At 65.1% G+C, this 21302-nt stretch carries 19 protein-coding genes; 3 read left to right on the top strand and 16 right to left on the bottom strand.

All coding sequences use genetic code 11. The features are described from left to right. Positions 1–201: 201 nt before the first annotated feature. The 8 genes from ACN5W5_RS21795 to ACN5W5_RS21760 all read right to left on the bottom strand — a co-directional run bounded on the left by ACN5W5_RS21795 (position 202) and on the right by ACN5W5_RS21760 (position 8710). Positions 202–1482: a glutamate-5-semialdehyde dehydrogenase gene (locus ACN5W5_RS21795; RefSeq protein ID WP_420050534.1), complete on the bottom strand. Its 1281-nt coding sequence runs from the start codon at positions 1480–1482 to the stop codon at positions 202–204. A gap of 141 nt (positions 1483–1623) precedes the next feature. Then, positions 1624–2673, bottom strand: coding sequence for a DNA polymerase III subunit delta (gene holA / locus ACN5W5_RS21790; protein WP_420050533.1), 1050 nt, complete (start codon positions 2671–2673; stop codon positions 1624–1626). Between the two features lie 7 nt (positions 2674–2680). Further along, positions 2681–3226, bottom strand: a complete 546-nt coding sequence (gene lptE / locus ACN5W5_RS21785) for an LPS assembly lipoprotein LptE (RefSeq protein ID WP_420050532.1) — start codon at positions 3224–3226, stop codon at positions 2681–2683. Between the two features lie 59 nt (positions 3227–3285). Next, positions 3286–5964: a leucine--tRNA ligase gene (leuS, locus tag ACN5W5_RS21780; RefSeq protein WP_420050531.1), complete on the bottom strand. Its 2679-nt coding sequence runs from the start codon at positions 5962–5964 to the stop codon at positions 3286–3288. Positions 5965–6107: 143 nt separating this feature from the next. Beyond that, positions 6108–6557 (bottom strand): ExbD/TolR family protein, encoded by a 450-nt coding sequence (locus tag ACN5W5_RS21775; protein ID WP_420050530.1) that lies wholly within the window; start codon positions 6555–6557, stop codon positions 6108–6110. 55 nt (positions 6558–6612) lie between these two features. Next, positions 6613–7272, bottom strand: a complete 660-nt coding sequence (locus ACN5W5_RS21770) for a MotA/TolQ/ExbB proton channel family protein (protein ID WP_420050529.1) — start codon at positions 7270–7272, stop codon at positions 6613–6615. A gap of 26 nt (positions 7273–7298) precedes the next feature. Beyond that, positions 7299–8120 carry a 4-hydroxy-tetrahydrodipicolinate reductase gene (gene dapB / locus ACN5W5_RS21765; RefSeq protein ID WP_420050528.1) on the bottom strand — a complete coding sequence of 274 codons (822 nt, stop codon included), beginning with the start codon at positions 8118–8120 and terminating at the stop codon, positions 7299–7301. Then, positions 8117–8710 (bottom strand): outer membrane protein assembly factor BamE, encoded by a 594-nt coding sequence (locus ACN5W5_RS21760; protein ID WP_420050527.1) that lies wholly within the window; start codon positions 8708–8710, stop codon positions 8117–8119. The genes dapB and ACN5W5_RS21760 overlap by 4 nt, the downstream gene beginning before the upstream one ends. Positions 8711–8909: 199 nt before the next feature. On the opposite strand from ACN5W5_RS21760, the gene fur reads away from it, so the two are divergent. After that, complete coding sequence (gene fur / locus ACN5W5_RS21755) at positions 8910–9350, top strand: ferric iron uptake transcriptional regulator (RefSeq protein WP_226463848.1); 441 nt, start codon at positions 8910–8912, stop codon at positions 9348–9350. Between the two features lie 61 nt (positions 9351–9411). Here fur and hprK read toward each other — a convergent pair whose 3' ends face one another. The 4 genes from hprK to ACN5W5_RS21735 form a co-directional block, all read right to left on the bottom strand. Further along, a complete protein-coding gene (hprK, locus tag ACN5W5_RS21750; protein ID WP_420050526.1) occupies positions 9412–10362 on the bottom strand; it encodes an HPr(Ser) kinase/phosphatase in 951 nt (316 codons plus the stop codon). After that, the gene (locus ACN5W5_RS21745; RefSeq protein WP_420050525.1) at positions 10359–10829 is read right to left on the bottom strand and encodes a PTS sugar transporter subunit IIA; all 471 of its coding nucleotides are present in this window, start codon (positions 10827–10829) and stop codon (positions 10359–10361) included. The genes hprK and ACN5W5_RS21745 overlap by 4 nt, the downstream gene beginning before the upstream one ends. 141 nt (positions 10830–10970) lie before the next feature. After that, positions 10971–11300, bottom strand: a complete 330-nt coding sequence (gene hpf / locus ACN5W5_RS21740; protein WP_177132680.1) for a ribosome hibernation-promoting factor, HPF/YfiA family — start codon at positions 11298–11300, stop codon at positions 10971–10973. A gap of 152 nt (positions 11301–11452) precedes the next feature. Continuing rightward, on the bottom strand, positions 11453–12706 hold the full coding sequence (locus ACN5W5_RS21735; protein ID WP_420050524.1) for an MFS transporter: 1254 nt from the start codon (positions 12704–12706) through the stop codon (positions 11453–11455). A 67-nt stretch (positions 12707–12773) separates the two neighbouring features. Here ACN5W5_RS21735 and ACN5W5_RS21730 point away from each other — a divergent pair, with 67 nt between their 5' ends. Both ACN5W5_RS21730 and corA read left to right on the top strand, forming a co-directional pair. Beyond that, a complete protein-coding gene (locus ACN5W5_RS21730) occupies positions 12774–14042 on the top strand; it encodes a patatin-like phospholipase family protein (protein WP_420050523.1) in 1269 nt (422 codons plus the stop codon). A gap of 205 nt (positions 14043–14247) precedes the next feature. After that, a complete protein-coding gene (corA, locus tag ACN5W5_RS21725; RefSeq protein WP_177132688.1) occupies positions 14248–15234 on the top strand; it encodes a magnesium/cobalt transporter CorA in 987 nt (328 codons plus the stop codon). 212 nt (positions 15235–15446) lie between these two features. Here the strand turns inward: corA and ACN5W5_RS21720 are convergent, their stop codons facing one another. The 4 genes from ACN5W5_RS21720 to ACN5W5_RS21705 all read right to left on the bottom strand — a co-directional run bounded on the left by ACN5W5_RS21720 (position 15447) and on the right by ACN5W5_RS21705 (position 21285). Continuing rightward, the gene (locus tag ACN5W5_RS21720; protein ID WP_420050522.1) at positions 15447–16202 is read right to left on the bottom strand and encodes a 5'-methylthioadenosine/adenosylhomocysteine nucleosidase; all 756 of its coding nucleotides are present in this window, start codon (positions 16200–16202) and stop codon (positions 15447–15449) included. 119 nt (positions 16203–16321) lie between these two features. Beyond that, positions 16322–18010, bottom strand: coding sequence for a long-chain-fatty-acid--CoA ligase (locus ACN5W5_RS21715; protein ID WP_420050521.1), 1689 nt, complete (start codon positions 18008–18010; stop codon positions 16322–16324). A gap of 213 nt (positions 18011–18223) precedes the next feature. Next, positions 18224–19645 (bottom strand): Re/Si-specific NAD(P)(+) transhydrogenase subunit beta, encoded by a 1422-nt coding sequence (pntB, locus tag ACN5W5_RS21710; protein ID WP_420050520.1) that lies wholly within the window; start codon positions 19643–19645, stop codon positions 18224–18226. Between the two features lie 14 nt (positions 19646–19659). After that, entirely contained in the window at positions 19660–21285 is a 1626-nt protein-coding gene (locus ACN5W5_RS21705) for a Re/Si-specific NAD(P)(+) transhydrogenase subunit alpha (protein WP_420050519.1), read from the bottom strand. Between the last annotated feature and the right edge of the window lie 17 nt (positions 21286–21302).

The raw sequence follows: 21302 nt of genomic DNA, 5'->3' as shown, positions 1-21302 counted from the left end.
TGTAGGGAGCAGAATTGGCAGTCGAAAGGCAGAAATGGGGACGATCGGCGCACCTGCAAGACTGGGGTGACCGAAATTCAGACCATCCGCCAACCCGCTGAGCTCGCAAGGGTTTCATCCAGGGACACCGCCAGACCGGCTTTGCCGGACGGCAGGTGTCGCCCCCCTTCCAGGGGGTGGCGCCGAAGGCGACGCAGGGGGTCAGTTCCGAACCTCACCCTCGCCGAGCACCACGTATTTGAGCGAGGTCAGACCCTCGACACCGACCGGCCCGCGGGCGTGGAACTTGTCGGTGCTGATGCCGATTTCGGCGCCCAGTCCGTACTCGAAACCGTCGGCGAAGCGGGTGCTCGCATTCACCATCACGCTGGCCGAATCAACCTCACGCAGGAAACGCTGGGCATGTATGTGGTCGGTGGTGAGGATGGCGTCGGTGTGGTGGCTGCTGTAGCGGTTGATGTGGGCGATGGCTTCATCCAGGCCATCGACGATCTTCACGCTGATGACCGGCGCCAGGTATTCCTCGCTCCAGTCGGCCTCGCTGGCAGCCTTCACGCTCGCGCCGGGCACACCGGCCAGGATGGCCATCGCCGCCGGGCAGCCGCGCATTTCCACACCCTTGGCGGCGTAGATGGCACCGATCTTTGGCAGAAAGTCCGCCGCCACGCCGCGCGCCACCAACAGGCTTTCGGTCGCGTTGCAGGGGCTGTACTTCTGCGTCTTGGCGTTGTCGGCCACCTTGACCGCCATGTCGATGTCGCAGGGCTGATCCACATAGGTGTGGCAGTTGCCGTCCAGGTGCTTGATGACCGGCACCTTGGCCTCGGCGCTGATGCGCTCGATGAGTCCCTTGCCGCCGCGCGGGATGATCACGTCCACGTACTGCGGCATGGTGATGAGCTGGCCCACGGCGGCACGATCGGTGGTGGGCACCAGCTGCACGGCGTCGGTCGGCAGACCGGCGGCGGCCAGCGCCCGCTGCACCAGCGCGGCCAGAGCACGGTTGGAGTCGATGGCTTCGGAGCCGCCGCGCAGGATGCAGGCGTTGCCACTCTTGATCGACAGGCTCGCCGCCTCGATGGTCACGTTCGGGCGGCTTTCGTAAATCATGCCGAACACGCCGATCGGCACGCGCATCTGGCCGACACGGATGCCGCTCGGCATCTGCTTCATGCCGGTGATGTCGCCAATGATGTCGGGCATGGCGGCCAGCTGCTCGCAGCCTTCGGCGCAGGTTTCGATGACCTTGGGCGTGAGTTTGAGGCGGTCCACCATCGGCTCGGTGAGTCCGGCGGCACGGGCGCGCTCCAGATCCTTGGCGTTTTCGGTCTGCAAGCCGTCCACATTGGCGCGCAGCAGCGTGGCCAGCGAGCGCAGCGCCTTGAGCTTGGTGGCCGCACTGGCCTTGGCCATCAGCGCCGAGGCGGCCTTGGCCTGGCTGCCCAGCGTGTTCATGAGTTCGGTGGTGGAAGTCGCGTTCATCTGGTGATTTTCGCACCTTGCCTTGAATCCTGCCGCAGTCCGGAGCGCGTGACCGAACCTGCACACACCGAGGAACCGGCTTCGCCGGACGAAAGGCGTGGCCCCCTCCTGGAGGGAAACCGCGTCAGCGGCGCAGGAGGGTCACACTTTGCAGGCCTGGGTCACCCGCAAGGCCATCTGGTGCAACGCCAGCCATGGGTCGGCTGGCCAACCACTGGCTTTGAGACCTTTGACGATGCCGTCCACGGTGTGGGCGTCGTCCAGCCATCTGGCCAGACTGGCCGCCGAGATCAGCGGCAAGGCGCGTTCCATGAGTTTTTCCTTCAAACCCCAGACGCGGTTTTCGCGCAACGCCATCGGCAATGGACGACCCGCATCCATGGCACTTCGGACCCGGTTGAGCGTGCGGATGTCTTCCGCCAGCGCCCAGTGCACCAGCACAGCGGCCTCGCCTTCGGCCTGCAGGCCATCGAGCATGCGCTGCACGCGCAGCACCTGCCCGCCCAGCACCGCCTCGGCGAGCTTGAACGGGGTGTAACGCGCCACGTTCAGCACGGCATTTTCAACCTGCTCCAGCGACAGCTCACCCGGCGGATGCAGCAGGCCGAGCTTCTGGATTTCCTGGTGCGCGGCCAGCAGGTTGCCCTCGACCCGGTCGGCAAAAAACTGCAGCGTGCGCTGGCCTTCTTCCCCGGCCGCCACGCGTTGCCCCTGCTGCTGCAGGCGCTGCGCGATCCATGCGGGCAGCGCCTGTCGCTCCACCGGGTCCACCTTCACCGTCGCGCCAAAACTGTCGAGCGCGGCAAACCAGGCGCCCTTCTGGGTGGCGGCATCGAGCCGGGGCAGGATCACCAGCGTGAGCGTGCTGTCGTTGTCCCGCGCGGCCTCGGCCATCTGCTGCAGCACCTGCGAACCGTCTTTGCCCGGCTTGCCCGAGGGCACACGGATCTCGATCAGCTGCTTGTCGGCAAACAGGCTCATGGAGCCGCCGCTGGCCAACACCTCGCCCCAGTCAAAGTGCGCACCGGCCACGGTGTGCACGGTGCGTTCGGTATAACCCTGCTCGCGGGCGGCGGCGCGGATGGCGTCGGCCGCCTCCTGTATCAGCAGGGGTTCGTCGCCATGCAGGGTGTACAGGCTCTTGAGCCCGCGTTGCAGCTGGCTGGCAAGCTGCGTTGCAGAAACCTGCATGACGCCCTTACAGCGACTTCACCGCCGCCAGGCGGCGCATGATCTGCTGCACGATGTCGCTCTGCATGTCGTTGAACATCAGCTGCTCTTCGGCCGCTTTGGCCAAAGCACCGGTTTCGGTGAAGCTGATGTCGCGCTCCTGCAGCATTTCGGTTTCGTCGATCAGGTATTTGCCACTCGATGTGCTCAGGCGGAAGCGAAAGCGCGTGCGCAACTGCAGTTCACGCACCTGGCCGGAGGTGGTCTGCCCCACGACCACGCGCTCGCGCTGATCGGTGAGGACTGCCAGGACCACCTGGACGGGTGGCTGGCCCGCCACCGCAGCGGTGTTCACGACCTGAATCCCGGCAGCAGCGAGTTCGCGCTGCAAGGCCCGGGACACCGGGGTGGCGACGAAATTTGTAAACCGCAGCGATGTGAACGCAAAGCTGGGCGCCTGACGCAGAGCAAAACCGCAACCGCTCAACCCTCCGGTCGCCAGCAGGATACCCGCGCCGGCCAGTCCGGCCCACACCACGCGCCGACGGGCATCAGCGGGCATATCGCTTGACATGGAGGCAGAACGTGGTGTCATGGCAGATGGTTTCGATATGGGATTCATGGCTCAAGGTTTTATACCACCACGTTGACCAGACGCCCCGGCACCACCACCACCTTCTTGGGCACAGCGCCGTTGGCCTGCTTGACGAAGGCCTCGCTGGCCAGCGCCGCGGCTTCGATGGCGGCCTTGTCGGCGGCGGCCGGCACCGTGATGCTGCCGCGCAACTTGCCGTTGATCTGCAGCATGAGTTCGATCTCGTCGCGCTGCAGCGCGGCCTCGTCGGCCTGCGGCCAGGGCGCGTCGAGCAGCTCACCCGAGGTGGCGGCGTAGCCGAGTTCGGTCCAGAGACTGTGCGCAATGTGCGGCGTGGCCGGGTAGATGCAGCGCAGCAGCATGCCGAAGCCTTCGGCCAGCGCGGCGTTGTCACCAGCGGAGCCGTCGGCCTTGAAGTCGTCCAGGGCATTGAGCATCTTCATCGCGCCGGAGACCACAGTGTTGTACTGCATGCGCTGGTAATCGTAGTCCACCTGCTTGAGCACGGTGTGTACCTCCAGGCGCAGCGCCTTGGCGGCTTTGGAGAGCGACTGCTTGCCCACGCCGGCCGCGAGCGCACCCAGGCCAGCCGTGGCCGAGAGCTTGTTGCCAAAACCCCAGACCCGGCGCAGAAAACGGTAGCTGCCCTCCACGGCCGCGTCGTTCCACTCCAGCGTGGCTTCCGGCGGCGCGGTGAACATGGTGTACAGGCGGGCGGTGTCGGCGCCGTATTTCTCGATCAGGTCCTGCGGATCGACGCCGTTGTTCTTGGACTTGGACATGGTGCCCACGCCCTCGTAGTCGATCGCCGTGCCCACCGGCAGGTCGCCCACGGCCTTGATGAGCTTCGCGCCGATCACCTTGCCGGCTTCGTCCAGTACATGCTCCACGTCCTGCGGCCAGAAGTAGTCCTTGCCGCCCTTCTCGGTGCGGCGCGAGTAGATGTGGTTGAGCACCATGCCCTGGGTCAGCAGCTTGCTGAAGGGCTCGTCCACCTTCACCAGGCCGAGGTCGCGCATGACCTTGGTCCAGAAGCGTGCGTACAGCAGGTGCAGGATGGCGTGTTCGATGCCGCCGATGTACTGGTCCATCGGCATCCAGTAGTCCGCACCCTCGGCCACCATCTTCTCGCTGTTGGTCGGATCGCAGTAGCGCATGAAGTACCAGGACGAGTCCACGAAGGTGTCCATGGTGTCGGTCTCGCGCCGCGCGGCTTTGCCGCAGATGGGACACACCACGCCAGCGTGGAAGCCTTCGTGTTTGTGCAGCGGGTTGCCCGAACCGTCGGGAATGCAGTCCTGCGGCAGCACCACCGGCAGGTCCTGCTCGGGCACCGGCACCGCACCGTGTTCGGCGCAGTGGATGATGGGAATGGGCGTGCCCCAGTAGCGCTGGCGGCTGATGCCCCAGTCGCGCAGGCGGAAGGTGGTTTTCTTTTCGCCCAGGCCTTGGGCGGCCAGCAGCTCGGCGACCTTGTCCACGGCGGCCTTCTGGCCCAGGCCGTCGAGCACGCCGGAGTTCACGCACGCGCCGCGCTGCTTGTCGGCGTACCAGTCGGCCCAGGCAGCGGTGGAGAACGTCTCACCGTCCACCGCCACCACCTGCTGGATCTTCAGGTCGTATTTCAATGCGAACGCAAAGTCGCGTTCGTCGTGCGCGGGCACGCCCATCACGGCGCCGTCACCGTAGCTCATGAGCACGTAGTTGCCGACCCAGACCTCGACCTGTGCGCCGGTGAGCGGGTGCGTGACGAACAGGCCGGTGGCCATGCCCTTCTTTTCCTGCGTGGCGAGCTCGGCTTCGGTGGTGCCGCCGGTCTTGCACTCTTCGATGAACGCCGCCAAGGCAGGGTTGGTCAAGGCGGCGTGGTGGGCCAGCGGGTGCTCGGCGGCCACGGCGCAGAAGGTCACGCCCATGATGGTGTCGGCGCGCGTGGTGAACACGTACATCTTGCCGTCACCAATCAACGCACCGTCCGCACCTTTGATGGCGTGAGGGAAGGCGAAGCGCACGCCTTCGCTCTTGCCGATCCAGTTCTCCTGCATCAGGCGCACCTTGTCGGGCCAGCCGTTCAGCGTCGCCTTGGGGTTGCCCAGCTGCACGTGGTCGAGCAGTTCGTCGGCGTACGAGGTGATGTTCAGGTAGTAGCCGGGGATCTCGCGTTTTTCCACCGTGGCGCCGGTGCGCCAGCCCTTGCCATCGATCACCTGTTCATTGGCCAGCACGGTCTGGTCCACCGGGTCCCAGTTGACGATCTGGGTCTTGCGGTAGGCGATGCCTTTTTCCAGCATCTTCAGGAACAGCCACTGGTTCCATTTGTAGTAGCTCGGGTCGCAGGTGGCAACCTCGCGCGACCAGTCGATGGCCAGGCCCATGGCCTGCATCTGCTGCTTCATGTAGGCGATGTTCTCGTACGTCCACTTGGCCGGCGGCACGCCGTTCTTCAGCGCCGCGTTTTCGGCTGGCAGGCCAAAGGCGTCCCAGCCCATGGGCATCAGCACGTTGTGACCGTTCATGCGCAGGTAGCGCGTGAGCATGTCGTTGATGGTGTAGTTGCGCACGTGGCCCATGTGCAACTTGCCGCTGGGATAGGGCAGCATCGAGCAGGCATAGAACTTCTTCTTGCCGGCGACCTCGGTCACGCGGTAGGCGTCGTTGGCGTTCCAGTGGGCGTGCGCGGCGCGCTCGACATCCTTGTGGGCGTATTTTTCTTGCATGAAGCAGAGACAGGGAGTTCAGGAACAGTGGAAAGGAGGACGGGTAGCGATGCGCACATTCAGATCCTGGGCTGCAACGCATCATTGTCCGAAAGCGAATTCTAGGCCTTGGCCATCAGCTGGCCAGAAGTCCGAACCGAGCCTCAACGGGCTGGGGACTGTGCACCACCTGTGGCCGGGTCTGCCACAAAACCAATCCGAGAGAGTCCTGCCGCCTGACTCATGCCGATCAACTGGACGACCCGCCCATAAGGCACCGCCGTGTCTGCTCGGAGCTGCAACTCAGTGGCCGGGTTGATCCGTGCGGTCTGCTGGAGGCGCAGAAACAAGGCTTCGTTGTCAACGGGTTGTTCGTCCCAGAAAATCTGGCCTTTGGCATCGACACTGAGGGACACAAAGGCTTCGGGTTCCGACGCGGCCCCGGTGGCTGGGCTGGTGGTCTGTGGCAGCTCCAGCTCAAGACGGCTGGCCATGAGCGGTGCCGTGATGATGAAGATCACCAGCAGCACCAGCATCACGTCCACCAGCGGGGTGACGTTGATGTCGCTCATGGGCTGGTGCCCGGCAGGCTTTTCCAGACGACCAAAGCTCATGACGGACGGTCTCCGAGATGAGGCCGGAACGCACACCCAGCGTGGGCCAGGCGGCTCATACCGCGGACTCCTTGTAGGCCAGCAGTTCACGCAGGTCACGCGCAAAACCTTCCAGGTCGGCCTCGATGCGTGCCACCTGACGGCCGAGCACGTTGTAGGCCAGTACCGCGGGAATGGCGACCGCCAGCCCCGCAGCGGTCATGACCAGCGCCTCACCCACCGGGCCGGACACCTGTTCGATCCGGAACTTGCCATCCTGTCCGATTTCGGTGAGGGCGTGGTAGATGCCCCAGACCGTGCCCAGCAGACCCACAAACGGCGCGGTGGACCCCACCGTGGCGAGCAGAACCTGCCCGAACTGCAGGCGATGCAGCACCAGGTGCAAGGCGTCGCGCAGCACACGGGTGAGCTGCTGGGAGCGGTCGCCAGCAGCTGCCAGTGTCTGGGGCGCAGCCTGCTCGATGGTGCGTGCGGCCTGCAACAGGGGCAACACCAGACGGCGCGGGTCAAAAGCCTGCAAGCGCTGCTGCGCATCGTCAAGGTGCGCCGCCTGCCAGAAGGCCGCCGTGGACAACTGCACATCCTTCACGGCCCTGCGCAGCATCCAGCTTTTCCAGAAGATCACCACCCAGCTGGCCACCGACATCGCGAACAGCAACAAGGCCACACTGCGGCTGATCGCATCCCCCTGCAGCACCGTTTGCCACACACCCATAGAACGTCCTTCTGGTTGGCTCGCGCTCAGTGCAGTCCGAGCACGTCGTACATGTCGTACAGGCCGCTCGTCTTGTCCGCCAGGAACCGCACGGCGCGCAGACTGCCCTGGGCATAGGTCACGCGGCTGCTGGATTTGTGCGTGATCTCGATGCGCTCGCCGGTCCCGGCGAACAGCACAGTGTGGTCGCCCACGATATCCCCGCCGCGGATGGCGGCGAAACCGATGCTGGACGGGTCCCGCTCGCCGGTCACGCCTTCGCGGGCGTAGACCGCACAGTTCTTCAGATCCCGACCCAGCGCCTCGGCAATCACCTCACCCATCTTGAGCGCGGTGCCGCTGGGCGCATCCACCTTGTGGCGGTGGTGCGCCTCGATGATCTCGATGTCGTAGCCGGTGGACAGCGCCTTGGCCGCCATTTCCAGCAGCTTGAACGTGACGTTCACGCCCACGCTCATGTTGGGTGCCATCATGATGGCGATGGACTTCGACGCCTCGGCGATCTCTGCCTTTTGTTCGTCGGTGAACCCGGTCGTGCCGATCACCACATTCACCCCGTGCTTCACGCATTCGCGGATGTGGCCCAGGGTGCCCTCGGGCCGTGTGAAATCGATCAACACCTGGCTGGCCGCGAGACCCGCGCCCAGATCGGCGGTGATGGCGACACCCGTCGCCTGTCCGGCATAGGCGCCGGCATCCAGGCCGATGGCGGGGCTGGCCGGGATGTCCAGCGCACCGGTCAGAACGCAGTCGCCGCTGGTGCGCACCGCCTCCACCAGCATCTGTCCCATGCGGCCGCTGGCACCGGCCACACACACACGGTGCGGATTACGGAGCACGGCGCTCATCGGACAGACCCCGGGGTTTCCAGAGGCGGATAGCTGGTGGATGCCGGTGGCGCGTCGGGCACCGGTGCTTGTGTGCCGGCTGGCGCGGCGTTGCGTTCCTGGAAAGTCTTGAGCTGCTCGTCAGTGGCTTGCATCGCAGGGGCCTTGCCGGACTTGCGCTTCACATCCAGCGATGACACGAACTCCTCTTCACTGGGCAGTTCGTCGGCCTCAAACCGTTCCAGAGCCTCGGCCTTGAAATACACGGTCAACTTGCGTTGCTGGGTCGCCTGCCCCTGGCGGCGGAACGTGAACACATAGTCCCAGCGATCGGCGTGGAACACGCTGGCCAACAAAGGCGAACCCAACAATTCGCGAACCTGCTGGCGCGACATGCCCACCTGCAAGGCCTGGGCCTGTTCGCGCGTGACCACATTGCCCTGGACAATGTCAATTTTGTAAGGCGTCACCAGCCCGCCGAGGAAGGACACATCGGGCAGTTTGGCACCCCAGCCGGAGCAGGCTGAGAGCAGGCTTGCGACAGCCAGCGCGCCCAGGGCGCGCGCCACACGGCGCGGACGCACGGCCAGACAGGAAGTAGAACAGGACATTGACTGGTGCATGAAGGCAACCCATGTAAGGCACGCGTTACCGCCTTGGGCCGCAGGGACATGCAGCAGGCAACACGCTGGCGATATGATCGCTTCATTGTAGCCCCGGGGTCCGGCCTGCCGTGCCGCCCGGGCACCCTGCGCAGCGGCGACCAGGGCCACGGACCCGCCGTTCCACTCCATGCAAACAGCCTCGCCCATGACCAACATCGATGAACTGAAAAGCACGGGACTCAAAGCCACGCTGCCGCGTCTGAAGATTCTGGAGGTGTTCCAGAACGCCAAGCAACGCCACATGACGGCCGAAGACGTCTACCGTGTGCTGCTCGAAGAGCATTCCGACATTGGTCTGGCCACGGTGTACCGCGTGCTGATGCAGTTCGAGCAGGCCAGCCTGCTCACGCGCAGCAACTTCGAGTCGGGCAAAGCGGTGTTCGAACTCAACGAAGGCCAGCACCACGACCACCTGGTCTGCCTGGACTGCGGGCGGGTGGAAGAGTTTTACGATCCGGAAATTGAAAAACGCCAGCAGATGGTCGCCAAAACGCGCGGGTTCATCCTGCAGGAACACGCCCTGTCGCTCTACGCGAACTGCAACAAGGTGAACTGTCCCCACCGCAGCGAGCCGGGCCACCGCTGACCCAAGCACCACTGCGCGAGCCAATCCGCGCTGAAACGGCGCCACCCGCAGCCAGCAGCGATCACTCGCTGTGCAACATGGCCGCCCGGTGGCGCGCAACGAACTCCTGATAGGTATCGATACCGCGCAACTGCAGGATCGTGTTGCGCACCGCCGCCTCCACCAGAACAGCAATGTTGCGACCCGCCACCACCTGGATCACGGCCTTGCGCACCGGCACCCCAAGCACGTCCTGGTACAGCGGCTCGTGCGGCATGCGGTCGTAATCGCGCTCCATGGTTTCCTTGCGAACCAGGTGCACGATCAGGGTCAACCGCATCTTGCGCCGTACCGCGGTCTCGCCAAAGATGGCCTTGATGTCGAGCAGACCGATGCCGCGCACTTCGAGCAGGTTCTGCAGCAGCTCGGGACACCGGCCTTCAATACTGGTCTGGTTGATGCGGTAGAGGTCGACCGCATCGTCGGCCACCAGCCCATGGCCACGTGAAATCAGCTCCAGTCCGAGCTCACTCTTGCCGAGGCCGGATTCACCGGTGATCATCACACCCATGCCCAGGATGTCCATGAACACGCCGTGCATCGAGGCGCGGTCGGCAAAATGGCGCGAGAGGTAGGCGCGCAGCACATCGATCACGAACGCCGCCGGCTCGGGCGTGGCAAACATGGGGATCTGGGCCCGCTCACACATGGCCATGAGCGCGTCGGGCACGGTCTGCCCATCGGCCACCACCAGAACAGGAGGCTCCAGCGTCACGATGCGGGCGACCCGGCGGCGATTGTCTTCTTCGCTCGGGCTCGTCAGGTAAGCGACTTCGCGCTCGCCAAATACCTGCACGCGATAGGGATGAATGTAGTTGAGATAACCGACCAGATCGGCCCCGGAACGGGCCTCCCGGATGGCCACCTCGTCAAACCGCCGCTCCGAAGCCCCCAGCCCGGCCACCCACTGCCACTTCAGGGCATCGCGGTGGTCTTCAAACAGGACATCCGCGCTGACGACGGTGGGCTTCATGCAGCCGCATGGGCCGACTGCCAACCGGTGATCAGGTCATGCAGCGCACCCGACTCCACCGAGGTCTTCATCTGCTCGCGCAGAACGCTGTCGCTCAACAGTTCAGCGATTTCCGAGAGGATCTCCAGATGCTTCTGGGTAGCGGCTTCGGGAACCAGCAGAAAGATCATGAGCTGCACAGGCTGCTCATCGGGAGCATCAAAACCGATCGGACTGGCCAGCTGGAACACCGCCGCCAGCGGTTGTTTCAGGCCTTTGATGCGACCATGCGGAATGGCCACACCGTGACCCAGGCCCGTGGAGCCCAGGCGTTCACGGGCGAACAGACTGTCGGTGATCAGGGCCCGGTTAAGACCATGCAGGGTTTCGAAAAGCAAACCCGCTTCTTCAAACGCACGTTTTTTGCTGGTCGCGTCCACGCTGACGAGCACTTGCGCAGCGGGCAATATGGCAGATAGTCGGTTCATGGGGGCCTCTTGGACCGCAAATTATGCCGAGTTGGGCGGCGTTGGCTAGACTGCAGGCACAAAAAAGCCGCTTGACTTTTGAAGCGGCTTGTTGCATTGCAACAATGCGGCCGGGCAGCGTTGCGCAGCCCGGTTCACACATCACATCAGGCGCTTGGCCGAATCGTGGTGGTGGTCCTGGCTTTTGTCCTTGTAGCGCAGGACCTGGCGGTCGAGCTTGTCTGCCAGCTCGTCCACGGCGGCGTACAAATCGGCGTGTGCACTTTCGGCAAATAAATCCCTACCTTTCACATGGATGTTGCATTCGGCCTTCTGGCGCAAGTCTTTCTCCTTCAGGTTGTCCACTGTCAGCAGCACCTTGATATCGACCACCTGGTCAAAATGTCGGGAAATGCGTTCGAGCTTGGTCGTGACGTAACCGCGCAAGGCGGGCGTGACTTCGAGATGGTGACCGCTGATCGTAAGGTTCATAAAAGAGCCTCCTTATGCTCCGGGTTGACACAAACCGCCGGAAGGGCAGACCTCCCGGCGGCCACGGGGATGTCCTGAACCCACTATGCCCATGAATCCGCAGGGACGCAAGCCTGCACTGCAACAAAGCTGTAAAACACGAACCTTGTCATTCACCTCGATCGCACCAGATCGCCAGCTGAGGGATGCACCACGGCAGCCGAACCGTGCATCCTCAGAAGGCGCACCATCAGGATCGCCGCCACGCTGACACAGGCACCGAGCAGACCCGACACCCAGTAGTGCTGCACCAGGCCTGCGGCATCACGGCTGATGATGAGCCCGCCCAGAAAGGAGGCCAGCCCCATGGCAGCCGATTGCACCGAAGCGTTGAGCGCCATGAAGGTGCCGCGCAAGGCCGGGTTGGCCGCGCCAGTGACCAACGCCATGCCGGGAATCATGCGACCACTCATGAAGATGAACAGGCTGGTGGACACCACGAGCACGGCCCACAACGGCCACCGCGGCATGAGCGTGGTCGCCAGCAGCGGCACGATCACGGCCAGCGCGAGGATCGTGAACGTGCGCTGCTTGCCCCAACGGTCGGCCAGACGGCCGAACAGCCGCGCGGTGAACAGGGTGGCCACGCCGCCACACAGGTAGAGGTAGGGCACCTCTTCGGGCAACACGCCCACGTTCGCCTGCAGGTAGATGGTGAGGTAGGGCAAGACGGTGAAGCCGGTGAACATCAACAAGGCCGAGAAGGCGAAGGCCCGCTGGTGGTTGGGTTCCGCCAGCACTATGCCGATGCCGCGCCAGGCGGACGGCCGGTCCGCAACGCGCAGGTGGTGATCCAGCGCAGGCAAGGTCAATGCCGCTCCAATGGCGAAAGCCCCGCTCAGCAGGGCGATGCCGATGAAGGGTGCCTGCCAGCTCAGGTGACTCGCCAGAAACAGGCCCAGCGGCACGCCCGCCACCGTGGACACCGAGAACGACGACATCACGATGCCCATGGCACGCCCGCGCCGCTCGAACGGGATCACGTCGGCCACGATGGTCTGCGACAACGCCGACAGCACGCCCCCGAACATGCCGGCGGCCACGCGCGCCACCATCAGGAACCCGTAGCCCGGGGCCAGCCCGCAGCCGAGTGTGGCCACCGCAAACAGCCCATACAGCACCAGCAACAGGCGCTTGCGGTCAAAGCGATCCACGTAGGTGGCGGCCGCCAGACCCGACACACCCGCCGCGAGCGTGTAGGCCGACACGAGCAGGCCAAACTGCGCGTCCGTGATGCCAAAGAGCCGCGTGAACTGCGGCCCCAAGGGCATCATGATCATGAAGTCGAGGATGTGGGTGAACTGGATGCCGGCAATGGTCAGCAACAGCCCGAGTTCGCGGCGGGGTGTGAGTCGGGGATGTGTCATGATTTTGGTGAATGGCACACTGTATCTGCACACCCCAAGCAGCGGCCCGGAAAGGTATTTTCATCCTGTGTCCCTCGATACGCTGATCGCCCGGAACCTGCTGGGCGCCGATGTGCCCGATCATGCAGGCAATGCCTGCGCCCTGGTGCTCCTGGGCGGCGGCGCGCGCACCGCCTACCAGGTCGGCGTGCTCAAGGCCCTTGCTGCCATGCTGGCAGCCAACAGCCCCGCGGCGGACAACACGGCGCCAGCATTCCCGTTCAAGTGGCTGTTTGGCACCTCGGCGGGCGCACTCAACGCCAGCTACCTGGCCAGCCGGGCTTCGCTCGGACTGCAGGCGCTGCCCCAACTGGCGGCGTTCTGGAGCCAGCTGAGATCGCGCCACATCTACCGGCTGGAGGCCCCGGGCTGGGTCCGCGCCAACCGGGTGTTTGCCGGCTGGACGCTGGCGCGCCAGGTCAAGCGGCACCGCGCGCTGCTCGACACCCTGCCCCTGGTGGACACGCTGCACCATGCGATCGACCTGCCCGGGCTTGAGCGCGCGCTGCACCAGCAAGACATCGATGTGCTGGGCGTCACCGCCTCCAGCTACACCACCGGCGAACACTGGACGTTCTGCCAGACCCGGCCCGATACGGCCACCCGACCCTGGAGCCGCCCCGGACGGCGCGCGTCCTTCCAGCCCATCACCATCGAACACCTGATGGCGTCCAGCGCCATCCCGTTCCTGTTTCCGGCGGTGCCGCTGTGGGTCGAAGGCCACAAGGAACATTTCGGTGACGGCTCCATGCGCCAGCTCTCGCCGCTCTCGCCCGCCATCCAGTTCGGTGCCCGGCGCATCCTGGTGATTGGCGTCGGACAACCTCAGCGCTCCGGCCTGGGCGGCAACAGCAACGGCGAACCCACCGCCGGCACCATCGCCGGCCACGCCATGGCCAGCGTGTTCCACGACACGCTGCAGGCCGACGTGGAGCAGGCCCAGCGGGTCAGCCAGACCTTGAGCCGTTTGCCGCCCGAGCTCGCAGCGGCCCTTCCCTACAAGCCGCTGGAAGTGCTGGCGCTGCAACCCAGCTTTTCCCTCGACGAACTGGCCAGGAAACACATCGGATCCCTGCCCGCCCCCACGCGCAACACCCTGACCGGACTGGGGGCGCTCGACACCGGTCGGGGCTCCGCCGGCAGCGCGGCCGCACTCGCCAGCTACCTGTTGTTTGAACCCGATTTTGTCCAGGCCCTGATCGAACTGGGCGAACACGATGCCTGGCGTCGAAAAGACGAATTGATCGCCTTTTTTGGGGCGTCACAACCGGTCGGTGCATCGTTGGCGATGCCATAATCCACCGCAGTTCCCTCATGGAGTTCCCTATGGAAAGCACACCCCCCAGTTGTGTGCTTTCAGCCATCCCCGCTCCCGTCTGAGCGCCGCGCCCTGCGCGGTGGTCAAGGCCAGGCTGCAGGACGGTTGAAAGCGCCGTCCGCCCCGCCCGCCGCTGCGGCTTTCGCACGCACCGGCCTCACAGACACCCCGCCCGGGAGCACCCATGCTCAACGTATTCACCCTGGCCAATGGCCGACTGTTCCAGGAAGAAATCGAGTCGCTCGAAGAACTGGCCCAGTTCAAGCCCATCTGGGTCGACCTCGAAGACCCCACGCCCGAAGAGCGCCGCTGGGTCAAACAGCATTTCGGGCTGTCGATTCCCGAAGACGCGATGGACGACGACATCGAGGAGTCGGCCCGTTTCTTCGAGGAAGACAACGGCGAGCTGCATGTGCGCAGCGACTTTCTGATCGATGACGACGAGGATCCGCGCGCCATCCGCGTGGCCTTCATCCTCAACGAACACAACGCCGAGCTCAGGAGCCAGGGCGTTCTGTTCTCCATCCACGACGAGGATGTGCCGGTGTTCCGCCTGCTGCGCATGCGCGCGCGGCGCATGCCGGGGTTGATCGAAAACGCCAAGGATGTGTTGCTGATGCTGTTCGATGCCGACGCCGAGTACTGCGCCGACACGCTGGAGAACATCTACGACGACCTGGAAAAAGTCAGTCGCCAGGTGCTGGCCGGCGCAGTGACGGACGACACCGCCGGGCAGGTGCTCTCGGCCATCGCGCGCCACGAAGACATGTCGGGTCGCATCCGCCGCAACGTGATGGACACGCGCCGCGCCGTCAGTTTCATGATGCGCACGCGCATGTTGAGCGCCGAACAGTTCGAAGACGCGCGCCAGATCCTGCGCGACCTCGATTCGCTCGACAGCCACACCGCCTTCCTGTTCGACAAGATCAACTTCCTGATGGACGCCACCGTCGGTTTCATCAACATCAACCAGAACAAGATCATCAAGCTCTTCTCGGTGGCCAGCGTCGCGCTGCTGCCCCCGACCATGATCGCCAGCCTCTACGGCATGAACTTCGAGTACATGCCGGAACTGAGCCAGCGGTGGGGTTACCCGTTTGCGCTCGGATTGATGGTGCTCTCGGCCGTGGGGCCCATGCTCTATTTCCGCAAGCGCGGCTGGTTGAAGTAGGTCCACCCCCGCGCCGGGCTCACTGCGTGGCCCGTCACCCCCTCAAGGGGCGGCACTGGCGGCCCGGCGAAGCCGGTTCCGCGGTGCCCTGGGACCAACTCCCCCTCCAGCGCAACGTGTCTTCACCCAGGATGCGGTGGAACCGGCTTTGCCAGACCACTCGCATCGCCCCCTGGCGGGAGTAACGCCGCTGGCGGCGCAGGGGTGGTCCATCAGGCCATCATCGATTCGATGATGGCGCCGCTGTAGCGCGATGCCACTTCGCGCAGGAAACGCGGGAAGTCCACGTGCGCGGCGTCGTCCGCGCGGTCGGAGATGGTGCGCACCACGGCCAGGGGCACGGCGAAGTCGTGGCAGACCTGCGCGAAGGCTGCGCCCTCCATTTCCACCGCCAGCGCATCGGGCAGCGCCCGTTGCAGCGCCTGGCTCTCGGCGGTGGTGGCGACAAAGCGGTCGCCGCTGATCAGCAGGCCCTGGTGCAGGCGCGGCGCCTGCAAGCCGAAGGCGGCCACCGTCTCTGCCCCCAGCCGCTGCGGCAGTGTGTGCAGCATGCGGTCGCAGGCCAGCTCCAGCGCATCGGTCAGCGCCGCATCCGCCTCAAAGCGGGCGCGGCCGTAACCCGGCACCTCGTGGCGAGGGAACAAGGGTGATGCGTCCATGTCGTGCTGCAGGAACTGGCGTGCGAGCACCACGTCGCCCACGTTCACACCTGCGCCCAGGCCGCCAGCCACGCCGGTGAAAACGATGCGGTTCACACCGAAGTGCTGGATCAGCAGCGAGGCCGTGGTGGCCGCAGCCACCTTGCCGATGCCGCTGAGCACCGCGACCACGTCCTGCCCGTGCAGGTGACCGACCCAGAACTCGCGCCCGCCGATCACCTGTTTGTGTTCGTCGGGCATCAGTTCCAGCACGCTGGCGAGTTCGTCGTGCAGGGCGGCAACGACCGCAGTACGGGAAGTCTTTTTCATGCCCACATTGGACCAGAGTCCGAAGCGACTCCGGCGCGCGTGACCAGGCCCAGAACGCGACGGAACCGGCTCCGCCGAGCCGCATCGCGTTGCCCCCTGGAGGCGCGGGGGGAGCCCGGTTACTTCTTGTCCCGGAGTTCGCGGCGCAGGATCTTGCCCACCGGCGTCTTGGGCAGCTCGGTGCGGAACTCCACAACCTTGGGTTGTTTGTAGCCGGTGAGGTTGCTCTTGCAGAAGTCTCGCACCTGGGCTTCGGTGAGCGCTGCATCCTTCTTCACGATCACCAGCTTGACGGCCTCGCCCGACTTGTCGTCGGGCACGCCGACCACGGCGCATTCCATCACACCGGGGAGTTGAGCCACCACGTCTTCCACCTCGTTCGGATAAACGTTGAAGCCACTGACCAGCACCATGTCCTTCTTGCGATCGACTATTCTGAAATAGCCGCGCTCGTCCATGACGCCCACGTCGCCGCTCTTGAAGTAACCGTCGGCCGTCATGACCTTGGCGGTTTCATCCGGTCGCTGCCAGTAACCGGCCATCACCTGCGGGCCTTTGATGGCGATCTCGCCGGCCTGGCCCTGCGGCACTTCGTCGCCCTCGTCGTCCAGGCACTTCATGAAGGTGTTGGGCAGGGGCACGCCGATGGTCGCGGTGAACTCGGTGTTGGTCACCGGATTGCAGCTCGCCGAGGGACTGGTTTCGGACAAGCCATAACCTTCGCAGATCGGGCAGCCGGTTTTCTCCAGCCAGAGCTTGGCCACCGCGCCCTGCACCGCCATGCCACCACCCACCGACACCTTGAGGTTCCTCCAGTTGACGGTGTTGAAGTCCGGGTGGTTCGCCAGACCGTTGAACAGCGTGTTCACCGCCGGGAAGCTGTGGAAGGTGTGCTTGGAGAGCTCCTTGAGCACAGCGGGCAGATCGCGCGGATTGGGGATGAGGATCACTTTGCCGCCGGTGCGCATGCCCAGCATCATGTTCACCGTGAAGGCGAAGATGTGGTACAGCGGCAGGGCGCAGACACTGGTGGGCTGCTCACCCGCCGGCACCTGCTTCATCACGGGGTCGTTCCAGGCCTCGGACTGCAGCACATTGGCGATCACGTTGCGGTGCAGCAGCACCGCGCCCTTGCTCACGCCGGTGGTGCCACCGGTGTACTGCAGCACGGCCACGTCTTCCGGTCCGATTTCGGGGCGCTTGAGCGTGCCGCGTGTGCCCTTGGCAATGGCGTCGTTGAAGCGCACCGCGTGGGGCAGGCTGAAGGTGGGCACCATCTTCTTCACGTTGCGCACCAGGTAGTTGACGATGGCGCCCTTGAGCAGTCCCAGCAGGTCGCCCATGGCGGCCAGCACCACGTGCTTGACCGGCGTGTTCGCGATGCATTGCTCCAGCGTGCTGGCGAAGTTCTCGATGATCACGATCACCTTGGCGCCCGAATCCTTGAGCTGGTGCTCCAGTTCGCGCGGGGTGTACAGCGGGTTCACATTGACCACCACGAAGCCGGCGCGCAGGATGCCGGCCACCGCCACCGGGTACTGCGGCACGTTGGGCATCATGATGGCCACACGGTCGCCCTTGACCAGGCCCAGGCCCTGCAGGTAAGCCGCAAAGGCCTGTGAGAGGCTGTCGGTCTTGGCAAAGCTGACGTCCTTGCCCATGAAGCTGTAGGCCGTGCGGGGCGCGTTTTTCTGGAAGCTCTCCTCCAGCAGGTGCACCAGCGACGGGTACTGCGCCACATGGATGTCGGCGGGTACACCCGCGGGGTAGGCGCCCAGCCAGGGTCGATCGGCCGTCGGTTCGGTCATGCGGTATCTCCAGATATCTTGCGGGTCATCGGCAACTGCGCATTGTCGTTCGGACCGAGGCCTTTCGGCCTCGTGTTTTTCCCTTACGAACGACTGACAGGCTACTCTAAAACCTGTGGTGTCCACGCCTCGGTGCTACAAAAACAAAGAGCCGGTGGGAACACCGGCTCTTGGCTGCGGAAGGGCGCACGCGCCGCGTGCCGCAAGGCGTGCTCAGGTCTTCAACGCGACCAGCACCTCGTCCAGCATCTTCTTGGCGTCGCCGAACAGCATGCGGTTGTTGTCCTTGTAGAACAGCGGGTTGTCCACACCGGCGTAACCCGAGGCCATGCTGCGCTTCATCACGATGGAGGTGCGCGCTTTCCAGACTTCGAGCACCGGCATGCCGGCGATGGGGCTGGCCGGGTCGTCCTGCGCCGCCGGGTTCACGATGTCGTTGGCGCCGATCACCATCGCCACGTCGGTTTCGGGGAAGTCCTCATTCAGCTCGTCCATCTCGAACACGATGTCGTAGGGCACCTTGGCCTCGGCCAGCAGCACGTTCATGTGACCGGGCATGCGACCGGCCACCGGGTGGATGCCGAAGCGCACGTTGACACCCTTCTCGCGCAGGTGCCTGGTGATCTCGTACACCGTGTGCTGCGCCTGCGCCACCGCCATGCCGTAGCCGGGCACGATGATCACGCTCTTGGCGTCGCGCAGCATCTCGGCGGTCTCCTGCGCGAGGATGGGGGTCACCTCGCCGGCCGGCTCGGCCGCTGCACCACCGGCCGCTTTGGGCGCGGCGGCGGTCGTGCCGAAGCCGCCGGCGATCACGCTGATGAAGCTGCGGTTCATCGCGTTGCACATGATGTAGGACAGGATGGCGCCGCTGGAGCCGACCAGCGCGCCGGTCACGATCAGCAGGTCGTTGCTCAGCATGAAGCCGGTGGCCGCGGCCGCCCAGCCCGAATAGCTGTTGAGCATGGACACCACCACCGGCATGTCGGCGCCGCCAATGGCCATCACCATGTGGATGCCAAACAGCAGCGCGATGGCGGTCATGACGAACAGCGGGAGCATGCCTTCCTGCAGCGTCTCGGCCTGCAGGAACAGGCGGCCAAAGTAGATCACCGCGATCAGACCGGCCAGGTTCATCCAGTGCCGACCGGGCAGCAGCATGGGCTTGCCGCCGACGCGGCCCGAGAGTTTGCCGAAGGCGATGACCGAGCCCGAGAAGGTGACCGCGCCGATGAAGATGCCGATGTAGATCTCCATCGCATGGATGGCGTGCGCCGCACCCTCGAAGCCCTTGGTGGCCTCCGGATCGACGTAGGTGGCGTAGCCGACCAGCACCGCGGCCATGCCGACCATGCTGTGCATCAGCGCCACCAGTTCGGGCATCTGCGTCATCTGCACGGTGCGCGCGGCGTACAGCCCGATGGCCCCGCCGATCACCATGGCACCGATGATCCAGGGCAGCCCGGCGGCGGTGACCTGCGGGCCGAACACCGTGGCCGCCACGGCCAGCGCCATGCCGACCATGCCGAACAGGTTGCCACGGCGCGAGGTTTCCTGGTTGGACAGGCCGCCCAGGCTGAGGATGAAGAGAATGGTCGCTCCGATGTAGGAGACCGTGGCCAGACTTGCAGACATTCAGGGTCTCCTTCTTATTTGCGGAACATCGCCAGCATGCGCTGGGTGACGGCAAAGCCGCCGAACATGTTGATGGCGGTCAGCACCAGCGCCAGCGCGGCCAGGGCGACGATCAGGGTGTTGGGCCGCTCGGTCGCATTGCCCATGGGCGATATCTGCACCAGCGCGCCAATGGCGATGATGGAGCTGATGGCGTTGGTCACGCTCATCAGCGGCGTGTGCAGCGCGGGCTTGACGTTCCACACCACCATGTACCCCACGAAGCAGGCCAGCACGAACACCGTGAAGTGCGACAGGAACGCGGCCGGCGCATAGGCGCCCACCAGCGCGAACAGCACGGCGGTGACGCCGGCCACGATGGCCAGCTTGCCCGCGGGCATCGGCCCCGAAAGCTCGCCGTGGCCTTTCTTCGCCACTGGCGCGGCGGCGGGCTTGGGTGCCGGTTTGGGCGCGGCCACCAGGGGGGGCGCGGGCCAGGTGATCTCGCCGTTCTTGATCACGGTCAGGCCACGGATCGCGTCGTCGTCCATGTTGACGTTGATCACGCCGTCCTTGGTCTTGCACAGCTCTTCGCTCAGGCGGAACAGGTTGGTCGCGTACAGCGTGGACGACTGCTGGGCCATGCGCGAGGCCAGGTCGGTGTAGCCGACGATGGTCACACCGTGCCGCACCACCGCCTCGCCAGGCACGGTGAGCTCGCAGTTGCCGCCCTGCTCGGCCGCCATGTCGACGATCACGCTGCCGGGCTTCATGCTCCTCACCATCTCGGCGGTGATCAGCTTCGGCGCCGGTTTGCCGGGGATCAGCGCGGTGGTGATGATGACGTCCACCTCGCGCGCCTGCTTCGCGTACATCTCGCGCTGGGCCTGCTGGAAGCCTTCGCTCATGACCTTGGCGTAACCGCCGCCACCCGAGCCCTCTTCTTCGTAGTCGACCTTGACGAACTCACCGCCCAGCGAGACCACCTGGTCGGCCACCTCGGCGCGCGTGTCGTTGGCGCGCACGATGGCGCCCAGGCTGGCGGCTGCGCCAATGGCGGCCAGCCCGGCCACACCGGCGCCAGCGATGAACACCTTGGCCGGCGGTACCTTGCCCGCCGCCGTGATCTGGCCGTTGAAGAATCGGCCGAAGGCGTTGGTCGCCTCGACCACGGCGCGGTAGCCGCTGACGCCGGCCATCGAGGTCAGCGCGTCCATCTTCTGCGCGCGGCTGAGCGTGCGCGGCAGCGCGTCGATGGACAGCACCGTGACCTTTTGCGCGGCCAGCTGCTGCATCAGATCCGGGTTCTGGGCCGGCCAGATGAAGCCGATCAGCGTCTGGCCTTCGTGCATCAGCGCCACCTCGTCCGGCGTGGGGGCGCGCACCTTGAAGACGATGTCGCTGCCGCTCCAGAGCTCGGCAGCTGTGGGCGCGATGCTGGCGCCGGCTTCGCGGTAATCGTCGTCACTGAGGTTGGCGAGCGCGCCCGCACCACTTTCCACCACGACACCAAAGCCCAGCTTGATCAGCTTGACCACGGCCTCGGGCACGGTAGCCACCCGTTTCTCGCCAGGAAAGATCTCGCGCGGCACACCAATGCGCTGCGGTGTGGGAGCAGCCGCGCTGGCTGCGGCGGTTTCGGTCGGAGCGCCAGAAGTCATGGGGAAAGTCCTCGATG

Source organism: Hydrogenophaga sp. ZJX-1 (assembly GCF_048590325.1).
In the GTDB taxonomy this organism is placed as follows: domain Bacteria; phylum Pseudomonadota; class Gammaproteobacteria; order Burkholderiales; family Burkholderiaceae_C; genus Hydrogenophaga.
The sequence above is the reverse complement of the archived record's forward strand: the minus strand, read 5'-3'. Positions and strand labels throughout refer to the sequence as shown.

Excerpts from the sequence above, each read along its gene's own strand:
- ACN5W5_RS21795 (WP_420050534.1), bottom strand. The coding sequence starts at position 1,482 with ATGAACGCGACTTCCACCACCGAACTCATGAACACGCTGGGCAGCCAG.
- holA (WP_420050533.1), bottom strand. The coding sequence starts at position 2,673 with ATGCAGGTTTCTGCAACGCAGCTTGCCAGCCAGCTGCAACGCGGGCTC.
- lptE (WP_420050532.1), bottom strand. The coding sequence starts at position 3,226 with ATGTCAAGCGATATGCCCGCTGATGCCCGTCGGCGCGTGGTGTGGGCC.
- leuS (WP_420050531.1), bottom strand. The coding sequence starts at position 5,964 with ATGCAAGAAAAATACGCCCACAAGGATGTCGAGCGCGCCGCGCACGCC.
- ACN5W5_RS21775 (WP_420050530.1), bottom strand. The coding sequence starts at position 6,557 with ATGAGCTTTGGTCGTCTGGAAAAGCCTGCCGGGCACCAGCCCATGAGC.
- ACN5W5_RS21770 (WP_420050529.1), bottom strand. The coding sequence starts at position 7,272 with ATGGGTGTGTGGCAAACGGTGCTGCAGGGGGATGCGATCAGCCGCAGT.
- dapB (WP_420050528.1), bottom strand. The coding sequence starts at position 8,120 with ATGAGCGCCGTGCTCCGTAATCCGCACCGTGTGTGTGTGGCCGGTGCC.
- ACN5W5_RS21760 (WP_420050527.1), bottom strand. The coding sequence starts at position 8,710 with ATGTCCTGTTCTACTTCCTGTCTGGCCGTGCGTCCGCGCCGTGTGGCG.
- fur (WP_226463848.1), top strand. The coding sequence starts at position 8,910 with ATGACCAACATCGATGAACTGAAAAGCACGGGACTCAAAGCCACGCTG.
- hprK (WP_420050526.1), bottom strand. The coding sequence starts at position 10,362 with ATGAAGCCCACCGTCGTCAGCGCGGATGTCCTGTTTGAAGACCACCGC.
- ACN5W5_RS21745 (WP_420050525.1), bottom strand. The coding sequence starts at position 10,829 with ATGAACCGACTATCTGCCATATTGCCCGCTGCGCAAGTGCTCGTCAGC.
- hpf (WP_177132680.1), bottom strand. The coding sequence starts at position 11,300 with ATGAACCTTACGATCAGCGGTCACCATCTCGAAGTCACGCCCGCCTTG.
- ACN5W5_RS21735 (WP_420050524.1), bottom strand. The coding sequence starts at position 12,706 with ATGACACATCCCCGACTCACACCCCGCCGCGAACTCGGGCTGTTGCTG.
- corA (WP_177132688.1), top strand. The coding sequence starts at position 14,248 with ATGCTCAACGTATTCACCCTGGCCAATGGCCGACTGTTCCAGGAAGAA.
- ACN5W5_RS21720 (WP_420050522.1), bottom strand. The coding sequence starts at position 16,202 with ATGAAAAAGACTTCCCGTACTGCGGTCGTTGCCGCCCTGCACGACGAA.
- ACN5W5_RS21715 (WP_420050521.1), bottom strand. The coding sequence starts at position 18,010 with ATGACCGAACCGACGGCCGATCGACCCTGGCTGGGCGCCTACCCCGCG.
- pntB (WP_420050520.1), bottom strand. The coding sequence starts at position 19,645 with ATGTCTGCAAGTCTGGCCACGGTCTCCTACATCGGAGCGACCATTCTC.
- ACN5W5_RS21705 (WP_420050519.1), bottom strand. The coding sequence starts at position 21,285 with ATGACTTCTGGCGCTCCGACCGAAACCGCCGCAGCCAGCGCGGCTGCT.